General features: G+C 38.0%; 16 protein-coding genes, 4 tRNA genes and 1 rRNA gene. All 21 read right to left on the bottom strand.

Translation table 11 applies throughout. From position 1 onward, the window contains the following. Window positions 1-21: 21 nt before the first annotated feature. Window positions 22-546, bottom strand: coding sequence for a GNAT family N-acetyltransferase (locus G622_RS0105060; protein ID WP_026509785.1), 525 nt, complete (start codon window positions 544-546; stop codon window positions 22-24). 248 nt (window positions 547-794) lie between these two features. Next, a complete protein-coding gene (locus G622_RS0105050) occupies window positions 795-1,553 on the bottom strand; it encodes a class I SAM-dependent methyltransferase (protein ID WP_044957170.1) in 759 nt (252 codons plus the stop codon). A 384-nt stretch (window positions 1,554-1,937) separates the two neighbouring features. Then, a complete protein-coding gene (locus G622_RS0105045; protein ID WP_026509783.1) occupies window positions 1,938-2,567 on the bottom strand; it encodes an HAD family hydrolase in 630 nt (209 codons plus the stop codon). Next, window positions 2,567-3,094, bottom strand: a complete 528-nt coding sequence (locus tag G622_RS0105040) for a cysteine hydrolase family protein (protein WP_026509782.1) — start codon at window positions 3,092-3,094, stop codon at window positions 2,567-2,569. Before G622_RS0105040 ends, G622_RS0105045 begins: the two co-directional genes overlap by 1 nt. 263 nt (window positions 3,095-3,357) lie before the next feature. Beyond that, on the bottom strand, window positions 3,358-3,948 hold the full coding sequence (locus G622_RS0105035) for an HD domain-containing protein (RefSeq protein ID WP_026509781.1): 591 nt from the start codon (window positions 3,946-3,948) through the stop codon (window positions 3,358-3,360). A gap of 40 nt (window positions 3,949-3,988) precedes the next feature. After that, a complete protein-coding gene (locus tag G622_RS0105030; protein WP_026509780.1) occupies window positions 3,989-4,798 on the bottom strand; it encodes an SDR family oxidoreductase in 810 nt (269 codons plus the stop codon). Window positions 4,799-4,859: 61 nt separating this feature from the next. After that, a complete protein-coding gene (locus G622_RS0105025; RefSeq protein ID WP_026509779.1) occupies window positions 4,860-5,330 on the bottom strand; it encodes an AAA family ATPase in 471 nt (156 codons plus the stop codon). 16 nt (window positions 5,331-5,346) lie between these two features. Next, a complete protein-coding gene (locus tag G622_RS26425; protein WP_049945694.1) occupies window positions 5,347-6,666 on the bottom strand; it encodes a tyrosine-protein phosphatase in 1,320 nt (439 codons plus the stop codon). Between the two features lie 239 nt (window positions 6,667-6,905). Next, window positions 6,906-7,166 carry a hypothetical protein gene (locus tag G622_RS0105015; protein WP_044916177.1) on the bottom strand — a complete coding sequence of 87 codons (261 nt, stop codon included), beginning with the start codon at window positions 7,164-7,166 and terminating at the stop codon, window positions 6,906-6,908. A 197-nt stretch (window positions 7,167-7,363) separates the two neighbouring features. Continuing rightward, window positions 7,364-7,762, bottom strand: coding sequence for an ATP-binding protein (locus G622_RS0105010; RefSeq protein ID WP_026509776.1), 399 nt, complete (start codon window positions 7,760-7,762; stop codon window positions 7,364-7,366). A gap of 83 nt (window positions 7,763-7,845) precedes the next feature. After that, a complete protein-coding gene (locus tag G622_RS0105005; RefSeq protein WP_026509775.1) occupies window positions 7,846-8,376 on the bottom strand; it encodes a hypothetical protein in 531 nt (176 codons plus the stop codon). Between the two features lie 386 nt (window positions 8,377-8,762). Next, a complete protein-coding gene (locus G622_RS0105000) occupies window positions 8,763-9,062 on the bottom strand; it encodes a hypothetical protein (RefSeq protein ID WP_026509774.1) in 300 nt (99 codons plus the stop codon). Next, window positions 9,047-9,397: a DUF5674 family protein gene (locus tag G622_RS21690; RefSeq protein ID WP_049945693.1), complete on the bottom strand. Its 351-nt coding sequence runs from the start codon at window positions 9,395-9,397 to the stop codon at window positions 9,047-9,049. Before G622_RS21690 ends, G622_RS0105000 begins: the two co-directional genes overlap by 16 nt. Before the next feature lie 80 nt (window positions 9,398-9,477). Next, window positions 9,478-11,232, bottom strand: coding sequence for a hypothetical protein (locus G622_RS0104990; protein ID WP_026509773.1), 1,755 nt, complete (start codon window positions 11,230-11,232; stop codon window positions 9,478-9,480). 46 nt (window positions 11,233-11,278) lie between these two features. Continuing rightward, the gene (locus G622_RS0104985) at window positions 11,279-11,884 is read right to left on the bottom strand and encodes a hypothetical protein (protein ID WP_155831420.1); all 606 of its coding nucleotides are present in this window, start codon (window positions 11,882-11,884) and stop codon (window positions 11,279-11,281) included. Beyond that, window positions 11,835-12,038, bottom strand: coding sequence for a hypothetical protein (locus tag G622_RS0104980; RefSeq protein WP_026509771.1), 204 nt, complete (start codon window positions 12,036-12,038; stop codon window positions 11,835-11,837). Before G622_RS0104980 ends, G622_RS0104985 begins: the two co-directional genes overlap by 50 nt. Before the next feature lie 98 nt (window positions 12,039-12,136). Then, window positions 12,137-12,222 (bottom strand) — tRNA-Leu (locus G622_RS0104975). Between the two features lie 38 nt (window positions 12,223-12,260). Next, a tRNA-Ile gene (locus tag G622_RS0104970) sits at window positions 12,261-12,334 on the bottom strand. 9 nt (window positions 12,335-12,343) lie between these two features. Beyond that, window positions 12,344-12,415, bottom strand: a tRNA-Glu gene (locus G622_RS0104965). 51 nt (window positions 12,416-12,466) lie between these two features. Continuing rightward, a tRNA-Asn gene (locus tag G622_RS0104960) sits at window positions 12,467-12,539 on the bottom strand. A 211-nt stretch (window positions 12,540-12,750) separates the two neighbouring features. After that, window positions 12,751-12,991, bottom strand: a 23S ribosomal RNA gene (locus G622_RS0104955); the annotation flags it as partial.

Here is a 12,991-nt window from a genome sequence, read left to right as displayed (position 1 = left end):
CTTAAACTAATATTTTAATAGTCATGTAAAATCTACAAAGTTTTCCGGTATCAGTTCATAATCCACTGAAGACTGAATTTCTCCAACCTGGTTTGTCCATGAATCTATATTTTCTCTAACCTTGCTAAAACCCAAAGTCTCGTAGACATGCTGAGCTCTTTTGTTATTTAAATTGGTATCAAGAATAATCTTCTTATATCCTCTTGCAAATAACTCGCCAATAAGCATGCTAAGTATCTTTTTGCCTAATCCCTTTTCCTGATATAAGCTGTCACAGATCTTGATGCCAATTTCAGCAATATTTTCGCCCATGTTGTAATAACTCATCTCTCCTATAGAACTACCTTTATAATCTATGATGAGCCTTCGCTTTGTCTCGTCCATGTCACTTGATATCTGATCCCGGATCTCATCTGCAGTAGTCCCAAGCCCGTTAGGAAAGCCTGCATGTGCCATAACCTTACCATCATTCCACCATATAGCAAGCTGCTCACAATCAGTTTTTTCTGCATTTCTTATAGTAATGTCTTTATTTTTTATATTCATTATGTATTATTCCTATCCATTTTAATTATGCTAAAAATGCAAATAGTATCTTTATGATATCTTGCTCAGCTCACTTAGATCACCTTCTCAAATAGCTGATCCATTCCCCCCATAAATCGTTTCAAAATCTCCAAGCTTCATAAAGCCATATTTCTCATCATTATTTAGTAATTGTATTTCCAAAGCTATACCTCTATTCCTCTGTATCAAGCGATCTCTTTAATTCTTCTATATCAGACAATCACTTCTTAGCAGTACTTAATTCCTATCGCAGTAAACTCCCCAGGCAGCCTTTCATCTTCCCAGGAAGGGTGCTCATCAAACTGTTTTATAGAAAATCCATTTCTTAGCATAGAATTTATGATTTCGCTTATCGTGTATTTTCTATAACTGCATTTGGGGATGCTTTTTCTTATTTCTTCATCGTAAAATCTGGCATGTGCCATTTCACCTTCAAATATATCAGTAGAGAAATAGCTCCCCGTAGGCTGTTCTAGCTTTAAACTATCAAATATTTTGGTAAAAGGGTGGAAGTCACTGCAGATTATCTTTCCGCCTGTTTTAAGAATAGCGTTCATAACTTTCATAAACTCATCTATATCGTGAAAATAGTGAAGTATTCCTCCCTCCATGAAAACAACATCAAAGTATTCAGAATACCTGTCAAGGTTTAATTCAAGTACATCCCCAACTTCAAAAGCAATCTCGACATTCGCAGAAGCTGCTACTTCCATAGCATACTTTTTGTTATCTTCAGAAATGTCAAAAATAGTGACATCTGCCCCAAGAAGAGCAAGTGGAATAGCTTTCTTCCCACAAGAGCCACAGATATTTGCCACCTTAATACCTTCAAAGGAATCAAAATATACGGCATATTTTTTGAGCATTCCTATTGGATCCGCTATGTCCTTCTGTGCTCTTTCTTGTGGTGTTCCGCTTGTCTTAACCCAAAAGTCATAGGCATCATACTCCCATGCTTTTTTATGCTGCTCACTATAATCCCGCATCGACAACCCTCCCATATATAATTATGCTTTGGAAAATACCTACATATCTTAGCATAACCATTGAGTATCTCCCACAAAATAGCTGTATTTGAGAACATCTCCGCAATAATTAAATATCATCTTAAATCGTTAGTAAAACAAAAAGCTTCAAATCTAGATAAATTCTAAGTTTGAAGCCATACACATTTAATACCTGCGACCGTGATTGAACTTTTATGACGCCTCTGAATTCCCCATTCAGCTGCTTGAATCATTCTTCCAACAGTATCTCCTTCGAAAGTTCCAAACAATTACGATAACCAAAAGAAATCCACATAGCAAATTATAGTTGTCAACCAGCTTATTAACCAAAAATAATCCTTCATTGCAGAATCCATTTAGATTTCATAACGAACCTAACAGCTCTATTACCGCGTTCAGATCATCCACCTCAAAATCTGCCTGTTCCTCTTCGCCAAGAGCATCCCAGTATTTCCACATCCCTTGCTTCACACGAACAGTCTTCATACCTATTTTCTTAGCAGGTATTATGTCATTATCAACCCTATCTCCGATCATGACAGCATTCTCAGGCTTACAACTAGCTCTTGATAAAGCAAGTTCAAATATTCTCCTGTCCGGCTTCTCTAATCCTTCTTCTGCAGAAGCAATGACAATATCTATAAACTTTAAAACACCATGCTTTTCCAATCTGGCTGCTGTTCCCGGGATCTGATTTGCAATAATTCCAATTTTATATTTCTTACTCAATCGCTCAAGGCACTTATATGACTCCGGAAACAATTCCTCATCTTCACTTCTCCAGCGAGGTCTTTCTATTCCGTATTCCTGAATCAGTACTTGTTCTCCCTTTTTCTTTTCCTTATAAAGCTGAGTAACCTTATTCTGTATCGAATCAAAAGGTTCATTAACAGCATCAGCAATTTCGTGTAGTCTATGTAAAAATGGCTTTTCCTCACTTACCAAAGTTGAGCCAACATCAAAAAAGAGCCATTCTATGTTATCCAGCTTCATCACAAATCCTCTATCATATTAATTGCATCATCAACAGAAATGCAGCTTGCAAATCTTTCCGGCCACATCATATCGTTGTAATACTTGTAGGTAGTTTCTCTATCCATGTAATCATTGTCGAAAGTAGAATTGGTACCTTTCGGAATTATTACCTTGTATCCTCTTTCAAAAGCCGATTTCACAGAGGCATCAATGCAAAAGTTCGTCTGCAATCCGACTATCATCAAATCTTTTTCTCTGGATTCTCTGAGATAATTTGCAAGATCATTATTACCAAAGCAGCTGTTTATCGTCTTTATGAAAATCTTCTCATTTTCCTTTGGAGCCACCTGATCAGCTATCTCAAAATCCTTGTCACCAAAAGAAAAGCCTGTTCCAGGGCCATCATCATGCTGAACATAAATAACCTCAACATTATTCTTCCTTGCAGCATCAATAATACTTGTCACATTCTTTATGAATCCGTCAAAATCATATAGTCTTTCATCGGTGATTCCTTTTTGTACATCTATAACAATAAGCTTCATCGAACACCCTCCAAAAAAAACATATTTTTACTATAACAGAAAAAGAGCCATTCAACAGTATTTTATTCTGCTAAATGGCTTTTTAGATCAGATGACTGTCGAATGCTGTCGTCTATAAGTAGGGATTGGATTTCTTCCATATATCCGCTTGCAGGAAGGACAAATCTTGCAGTCATCATCACCGCATTTTATATCTTGAAGCTCATGTCCACATTCTGCACAGAATTTAAATAGCATTTCTTGTCTCCCCCCATCAGTCTCCATTAGTCCAGCGTATAACTGTCTTTTTCTACCAAATCATATATATCTTTGGATGCTTTCTCTTCAAAATATGCTTTCAAACGCATATTGGAATCCCATTTTGCCTGAGGATAATTTCCATGGCGGCTTTTGACATCATTCATGCGTTCTTCGATGTTCATCACACCTTTACTTCCGGCCAATGCATCACAAAGTTGGATCAGTCTGTCATAATCATCAGCTGAAAGTTTCCCCAACTCAGTCTGAATCAGCTCATACTCCTCATCTGAAGTATCAACCTTACCAACATACTCATCAACTCTCATGTTGTTGAAGGAATGTGTGAGGCACACTCTGGCAACTTCATCATATCCCAAGGACATCATGTATGAATATCCATCAGAAACATGTTTCAAATAGCTTACTCCAAACTTTCTTCCAATATCATGAAGGAGTCCTAAAATATAGGCTTTCTCCGGATTCATCCCCTCACAGCCTAAAGCAATCTTCTCTGCACAATGCGCAGCAACACGGCTGTGATTCCCCCATGGTCCAGGATTATACTTCTCTGCTTCCTCTAAAAGTCTTTCTGCTTCCATTCTTGTTGGTAGCATAGTTCCTCCCATTACTCGAAATTATAAGTCCGCTGCAAAATCACTCTTTTCCCGAATTATTCTTAATTTCAAATCCATTGTCTTTTGCGCATTTCATCAAAGCTTTAGAAACATCACTAAAAATGACACCATATCTCTTTGCTTTACTGCAGTCCATCCACAAATTGTGCCTTGCAGGTGCATCTTCTAGCCGAATTTCTAACCCAAGTTCTTCTATAAACTGACTTGTTATCTCATACATGGATTTTGTAGTTTCACTGCCAAAATTATAAATTCCGCCCGGCAATAATATTACGTTTTCCATGTTTTCAGCGACTTCTTTTACGTAAGTGATGCCTCTATATTGCCGAGAACTAAACGCAACCGCATCCTTAGCATTTACAATGTTCATATAGTAATTGGATTTTTTTACATAATAGTCATACATCCATTCAGCACGAAGCATAACTGCATCGGGGCAGATATCAAGCACCCTCTGTTCCATTTCAAGTTTATGCTTTGCATAGATGTTTGACGGATTAACATTTTCTTCTGTATAAGGCCCATTGTCTTCAAGTCCGCCATATACCTGATCAGAGCTGAAGCAGATAAGTTTTCTCCATTCGCATGCTTTAGCAAGAAACACCGGTAGCTGAACATTTGCAATATATGATGACTCTGGATTTTTCTGGCATTCCCCAATATCTGAAATAGCTGCAGTATTCACAATAGTATCTGCACCGCTCTCACTAACAATTCTCTTGATCTGATCCAAAGAAGCATTTCTAAGTGATGGTGCGGCCACCACATCTTTGCAGATTTTCATTAATTTACTGCCAACAAACCCTTTTGCTCCGGTTACAAGTATCATTTATATGTCGCTCCGTCATAATGATAAACTATGCCCTAAGGGCAAGGTCAATTATTCTTAGTTAACTCTCGACCAGCACATCTACTTCATCTTCGGATGGCTCTTCGAATAATGATTTGACCTTATTAAGCAAACCTTCATCAACATAATACGCAGCTTCACCCGATGCATTTCTTTTATTGATTCTTTCCTCCCATACTTCAGGTGAAACCTTAAGATAATGCAGCTCTGCTTTTATATCTCCGTGGGAAGCATAGAATTCTTTGATTCTATCCCTTGTAGCTCTGTTCCAAAGTCCCCAGTCAAGAATTACATTTATTCCAGAATTCATAATCTGAAGAGATAATTCCAGTAGGTACCTTTCTGCACGCATTACATAAGTATCATGCATATCTCCAGCTCCCTCTGGGAACATAGAGAGCGTTAGATCATCAATAGAGAGAATGACTGCACCGCTCTCGCTCTTAATCCTTTTGGCATATGTGCTTTTCCCACAACAAATTAATCCGCAGGTCATTATTACCTTAGACATATATATTAAATCCCCTTTATCCTTCACATAGCTTTTCTATAATCTTTTGCTGAATATCAGGCGTAATTCCTATTGACGTGAAATAATTCTGAACAGTTCCATGATTAGCTTCTATCATCTCCATAAACTTGATCATATTATTCTCATTTGGAATAACAATCTTCATATCCAGATCCGGAAAATTCTGCTGTATCTGCTCAAAGCGCTTCTTATTGTTTTCTTTCGTCCTCATATAGTCATAAACAATATCGCTTTTCCTAACACCACAAAGCCACAGTAAAAGCGCAGATATTACCCCTGACCTATCTTTTCCCGCAGTGCAATTAAACATAACCGAAGAATCTGCGTTTGCTATTGTCCTAAACACTTCACCAATGTTAGCTGCATGCGCGATCTGATAGTAGCTCTCCGGGACAGCTTCTACACTTTCCGGAACTCCACTACCTTCTTCTATTGGAATATCATAATATTCAAAGCCTTCCATATTCGCAAGTCCATGAGGCTTTCTTTCTTTTTCTTCTGTAGATCTGGTATCGATAATCGTTGTAGTTGAAGAGTTCTTTAAAAATGATATATCTTTCTCAGATGGATAATTTGCAACATCACTCCGTATTATTCTGCCATACTTGGTGTAACGCTCTGTTCCGTCAATTCTATATCCGCCTAAATCTCTGGTAGTTAAGGTCGTTTCAAGCAAAGAATATGTCTTATTGTCCCATGCATTGTCGTAGCTATCAATCAAACCTTCTCCTGTTTCTAATGCCTTTAGTTCCTTAAGGCACAATTCCACAGCCTCTGCTATGTACTCATCAGCCATCTCTTTTGTAAAAAAGAAAATATCATCGTCAGGTACTGGAACAAAATAGTCAGCCATCGACTTCATTAGTCCATCAATATCATAAGTACATAAGCTTGCTATCAGCTCATCTTCGAATTTATCAGGCACTTCAATATCATTGCTAAGTCCGTACTGTGTGACAACATAATAATTTATTATTGAATAATCCTTATGAAGCTTCTCCACATTCCCCGGTATCATGGGATTCCACTTATATTTGTCGAAAACAAAATGTCTATAGCAAATATCCTGAACAAGATGCAGATAATAGCCTATATAGAGATCATCTGTCTTCATCAGTTCTCCATACTTAGACCTGAAAAGCTCAAAATCATATGCCTTTCGATTAAATCCCCATACATATTTGTTTAAATGACTTGCCTTTCCTTTTCCTGCATCCGGAAGAATCGCCCCAAACTTTAGCCTTCCCTCATCATTGAATGTATGCCTTTTCGTAAGTTCATTTGTAACCGCCAAATGTATAATACTTGATGCCATATATCCCCATTCCTCCCAAAGCCAATGAATTTTCCTCGTATTATATGATCATACTCGTTTCCTTCTACCAAGAACTGAAACTCTGTTTCTAACAACTAATTTCTTCTCGTTCACCGATTGGGTAGTTCCATTACTCCCCAATTCGTTGCCTGATACATGTATTGCATTAAGCATCAAATACCTTTCACAGACTTTTGCAACCACAGATTTTCCCTTAAAACTTTGTTTACCATAATGATCTAGTGATGACAGCAATATCCTTTGTAATAATCCTCATGCATCTTATCGGCATGCTCGTCAATGAATGTTCTCCAATTAAAACCTTTCCGAGCTATTTCTTCACGAATATCCATGTAATGTAATTTACAGTAACTTCCATCTTCTTTATTCCCAGTATCAGGTGCAAGAACGGATCCTACAAGGAACATATTTAAATCTCCTACTCCGAGTTCTCTTGCCACAAACCGAGAAACTATGTAATGAACCATTGATGATGCCATTTCCCCACAACTCCCTATACTATTATGTTTTTATAACCTATTTTTTCTTCTTCATCCATATCCTCATTCTATACAAATATCCTGGAAGGAGTTTACGGTAAAAATCAATTTCTCCAACTTGTCGAACTACTAAGTATTTCTTAGAAGTTCTCTTGATGAACTGGAATTCTGTTAAAAATATCCTTGTCTACCAGTGGTCAAGCCAAATTATCAACAGCATATCTATCTAAACTTCGGTCAAAACTTCGGTCATTTCTGTTTACTGTATTACTTGCAGCCTTTGTACCCATATCTTGCTGTAATCTATCAAATGGTATAGTTACAAGAATAGTGTTATCTCTAAACTCAATTGCATCTCTTCCGTATTTTCCAACTGTTCTTGGTATACCTCTCCCTGAACGCTCGCTTATATGGAGCTGTAAAAAGATATCCGACAGTTTTCGATTGACCGGAACAGACTCTCCTAAGAAAAAGCCTTCCATTGTCTGTTTAGGTGGGAGATTTCCTCTTGAAAGAATTTCCAGCCTATCTTTGTATGCTGTGAAAGAAGGTGCATTCTGCTCAACCCAGTGATTATGAACAATGGAATTGATCACAGCCTCAGAAAATGCTTACTATAGTCACTTAACCTCTATTCGCCCACTCAAGTATCTGCATTATTTTCCCTCAAAATAGCCTGTTAAACTTTTTCTACTATTCTTATGATATGTTCCACAACTGTTTCAAGCTCTTGCGCGCCATCAACCACATAATCTGAAGTTGTTCTAATATCCTTTAGCATTTGTGTATAGGCGGCTCTGGAATGTTTCAGATAAAGTTCCATCTCATACCTTATTTTATCTGCAGATGCTTCCTGCATGTCACGTAACACTCTTCGGGCTAAAGCTATATCAAGAGGCGTATCTATAAAAATAGCGCAGTCAATATAATCTTTAATCAAGCTATTCTGGTACGCAAATGGGTAGTCCAAAAATAAATACTCATATTTACCGATACCAATTACTTTTTCTATATCATCCTTCAATGGGCTTAAATTCCAAACATTGTAATCGGCTCCATTTTTAACCCACAGACCAAAATCCTCAACCTCGCCTTCAAAAGAGTACTCATCAAAGTGCAGCGCTACAGCCCTTGGAATCCTTCCAACAATTTGATTGATTGCAGATGTTTTTCCTCCTGCTGTTACCGCACCGATAGCAATGATTTTCATTAATATAGCTCCTGTCGTAATGATAAACTATGCCCCAAGGGTAAATTCAAATATCTTCGTCAAAAACACTTATCTAATTCCTTATATTAACTGTAATAAAGCCCTTGATATAGCATCAGCTTTCTTGTATATTTCTCTGCAAATATCCGTACGCCATATATAAAAAAGAAGAAGGTCGCAACTCCAGATAATATCTGAGTTTGCGACCACTATCAAATGCCGGCGACCGGGATCGAACTTTTAGCAGTCTCCAACCCCCGCAGAGAAAGGGGCTTCGCCGACCACGCCTCTTTTTTGTACCAAATTTGTACCATTTTCGTGTAGTAAAGGATACACATTTTTACTTAATCACTTTAAATATCATTACTCATACAAAACTATATACTTCAAATAAAGGCATCGTAATACTTGTGAAGCATCTCATCGGTTGTTTTGTAAATATTCTCTCCAAGGAAATAATCTTTCAATTCCTCAATACAAAACGAAAACTCCCCAATCCTATGTCTGTTCTTAGGATCTTCAATAGAAAGTTGCAAAAACTCAATCGCCTTTTCACAAAAGCCTATTTTCCTTTTTTCATTACCTTTATTTTTCCAATTAATTGCTCTGGAAACCTCACTACCTATATTAGAAATCTGCATGCTAACCGGCATTTCAAACCACGTAGTTCTTAAATCTTTATCCATTTTTCAACTAGCTCCTTTATTTTTTCTCTTGCAACCGGATCTGCAACGTCTCTCCCTACACGCGGGAATCCTGCCTCTCTGTTTCTTGGTGGGTTAATCATAGAATCATACTCAATTTCACCATCGAAATATATATTGAATCCATATAACGACTTCTGATCTGATCCATTCTCCAAAAGCATCTGTTCCAAATCTGAATGCAGTTCTGCATTTAATGCAAGTATCCCTTTATCAACATCTGCTACCGCCTTTACCATTTCATCTTCATTGAAATACATTTTGTCTTCCAAAACTGGCATCTGTTCAATTTTTATTTCTTCTTCAACAATAATCATCAGTGGATTTTCCCTTCGTATTCCTATTATAAAACAGATTATTTCTAACCAACAACGCTATTCCTGCTGAAAAACCATATTTATGCTCTAAACCCATAGTTCTTCAAAGCCTGAATAAATGACCTTCTTCTCGGATACTTTGCTTTATAACTCATCATAAGCGACTGCTTTGCTTCTTTTTGCCCTCTTGACTCAATTACTTCACCAAAAGCTGCAATAAATGATGCACATTCCCCATAGTAGTTACGTCTTTCAGCCTCCATTATCGCAACAACTCGCTTTTCAATAATTTTTCCTATCTTATCAAGCCACTTTATTTTATCATCTTCAGAGACATCTAATTCCATCTTCAAGTTAGTAAAGAGCTCCATAAACAAAGAATAACTGTCCTTGTGTTCCAAATCACATGTTCCTTTGTAGTAATCATCAGCATTAAGCTTACATCCTGACACTGCTAACCTAGCCATACTCTGAAGTCCGCTTTGGTATTTTTCACTTTCGTAAAGAATCAGCATAAACATAGCCAGCCCCTGCTTCATAAAGGTACTAGACCATCCTAACATCTGTTTTTCACAAAGCCCAAGGTTAAAAACTTCGTCAAATTTCTTTTCCCAGAAAAGCAATGTACAATAATCATTTTTATATAACGCATTTTCGTTCAGTATGTATTCCCTATTATACGTATCTACACTTTTGCTGCGGGATAATGTCTTGGCATATTCACTCTCAATAATATCTTCAACTTGCTTGGAATAATCCTTCCAAACCCTGGTAAGAAAACGAATACGCAGATAATTAACTACAGAACTATCTGATCTAAAAGCTTCTAACCAACATAGCTCTACTCCTGGTAGTGTATTTATCCTGCCAGCATAGTTTGCAGTTAAAAGCGCTATTTCTCCGCGAATAGTTAGATTATCCGGTATCTTATCCAAAGCTTCCGTTCCTATCCTAAACAACTTGATTGGATCTGCGTCAGACTCCCCGGTTTCCAGAATCTGCTTAAATAATTCCGGATGCGTTACAGCATGCGTTCTAGCCACATTTAAAGCCTGATACTCATCTTGAATCATAGAAACTGCTTCTTTTAAAAGCCTTTTAGTTCTCCAGTCATTATGAGCACCAAGGAGTGTTATCCAATCTGACAAAAAGGTATTGAACTCAGGAAGAGAATGATTTCCTATCTGCATTACATCTTCAAGCCTAAGATCATTACAGTCAAAATTTCCCATCATTGTATATATTTCACTTGCACGTGCCCTTGATTCCTTAGCCATATATGTCAGATATAATGATTCTGCAACCAATTTGTCAAAAAGACCTACTATAAGTTCATGTTCATATAAATCCTTTATTCCTAAAGAATCTCCGCAATAATCATCCCAATCTCCATCAGCGAAAATACTGATTGAAGATAATACCTTTGCCAGTTTATACCCCTCTGTATACGACTCGGTGTCAACACATTCATGGATTAGTCTGATAGCTGTTATAAAATCAGGTACTATTTTCTCTGGATCCGAGAAAAAAACTTCATCATCATCACTATTGTACCAATCATCCCACTCTTCATTATACTCACTGGCAAGACAGCGCTCACCTTCACCAATTTCTTCAAGTACAGATATGATATCCTCGACTTTTTTCTTTAATAATTTTTCTTCATCACTGTCCTGTTTTACTATTCCACTTCTATTATCAATAATACTAAGAAAATGAGTTCTATCATTTTCAGGAAGAGTTCTTGCCAATTCACGAAGACATGACTTCAGCTCCTGTTCTGACATACTTTCAAGTTCTGTATCTACTGCTCTCATAAATTTTGGCAGGTTCATGTTGTATCCTTTCTCAAACTAATAGATTCTAATTTTTTACTTTTACTTATTTCAACATCTGCTCTGTAATTTCCAGCAATTCTTCTGCTGCGTGGATATCTTCTATCCTGATAAGATTATCCCAAGCATCTGTTTTTCCCAAAAGGTTCATCCCGCCATTCCAGACAATAGTCTTGTCTATGACAGCATAGCATTCAGAGTAATCATCGGTGGTTCTCACCAAAATACCCGCTTTTTGGAGTTCATCAATAAGAAGTTCAAGCTCAATAGTATCCTCATATCCCACTGTCTCTGGATTCATTGTTATTACCACAATATTAACACCTGATTCCTGCCTTGGCTTATCTCCATAGATGACGAATACATGATCTGCTTTATTTTGCAATTTCTCCCTTATTACATCCACATGCTTTTTGAGCTTAGTAAGCACTAAAGGTGTCCTACCATCAGAAATCGCTTTTTCAACATCGCTGACTATCTGCTCATTTCTTACTTCACTTTCAATAATAAGGCTGTCCGCTTTATTAATATCCAGTACTTCCCCTGTTACATTGATAACTCGTGTAAATCTCGGTACTAGAAGCCTTTCAATCCCCTGCTCATCAGCTTGCTGTCTCGCGGTATATTTGTGCCTCATTGGTCCAAGCATCATAAACATCTCTGTTAAACACATCCTCATAAAAAACACTTGTGGATTCATAAGCAATGCCATTATCTGATAAAAGAGACTTTAGGTTATGATTTTCTTCCTCTAAATCCCTTATGATTTTTCTTAACGTGTTTAAGTCATGTGATTCCAACTGCATGTCCAGTCTCCTTAGCAAAGAAAGCATTTTATGAGTATTATTCTACTTCATGCTAAAAAAGAAGAGAAGCACAAATGCATGCTTCTCTTCAAATATACTGCCGGCGACCGGGATCGAACCGGTACGGGTATCGCTACCCACGGGATTTTAAGTCCCGGGCGTCTGCCAGTTCCGCCACGCCGGCTTTTATTAACAAAAAGCCGCTATTAAGCGACTTTAAAATGGAGCTTCGGGGACTCGAACCCAGGACCGACCGGTTATGAGCCGGTTGCTCTAACCAACTGAGCTAAAGCTCCTTAATTAAATGACTCCGACGAGGCTCGAACTCGTGTTACCGCCGTGAAAGGGCGATGTCTTAACCACTTGACCACGGAGCCGTATATTTCCTGCCTCACAGGATATGTTTTTGTTTAACTCCGTTAAACGAACTCCCCAAGTAGGACTCGAACCTACGACACTTCGGTTAACAGCCGAATGCTCTACCGACTGAGCTATTGAGGAAAATTGAACCGCGCTATGTGCGGTTCAAACAGACTCTGGGATGCTTGCATACCAAGATCTGTTTGAAACGTACATCATGTGACTATAACCACATGGCAGGAATTACACAGTAATCGCTGCAAAGGAAGCAGTTCTCACAAACCTTCCGTACCTTCAAAACCGAACACTGAATACTTCATCTTTGATCCGCTTTTTTCGTTCTATATCCATATTGGACAAGCCCTCGACCTATTAGTACACATCAGCTGAACACGTTACCGTGCGTACACCTTGTGCCTATCTACCTCATAGTCTCTAAGGGGTCTTACTGCTAAATGCAGGGATATCTCATCTTGAGGGGGGCTTCACGCTTAGATGCCTTCAGCGTTTATCCCTTCCGGACTTGGCTACCCAGCCTTATGCATCTGGCGATGCAGCTGATACACCAGCGGTCCGTCCATCCCGGTCCTCTC

This window comes from Butyrivibrio sp. LC3010 (assembly GCF_000424385.1).
Classification (GTDB): Bacteria; Bacillota; Clostridia; order Lachnospirales; family Lachnospiraceae; genus Butyrivibrio.
This window is presented reverse-complemented; position numbering and strand designations above follow the sequence as displayed.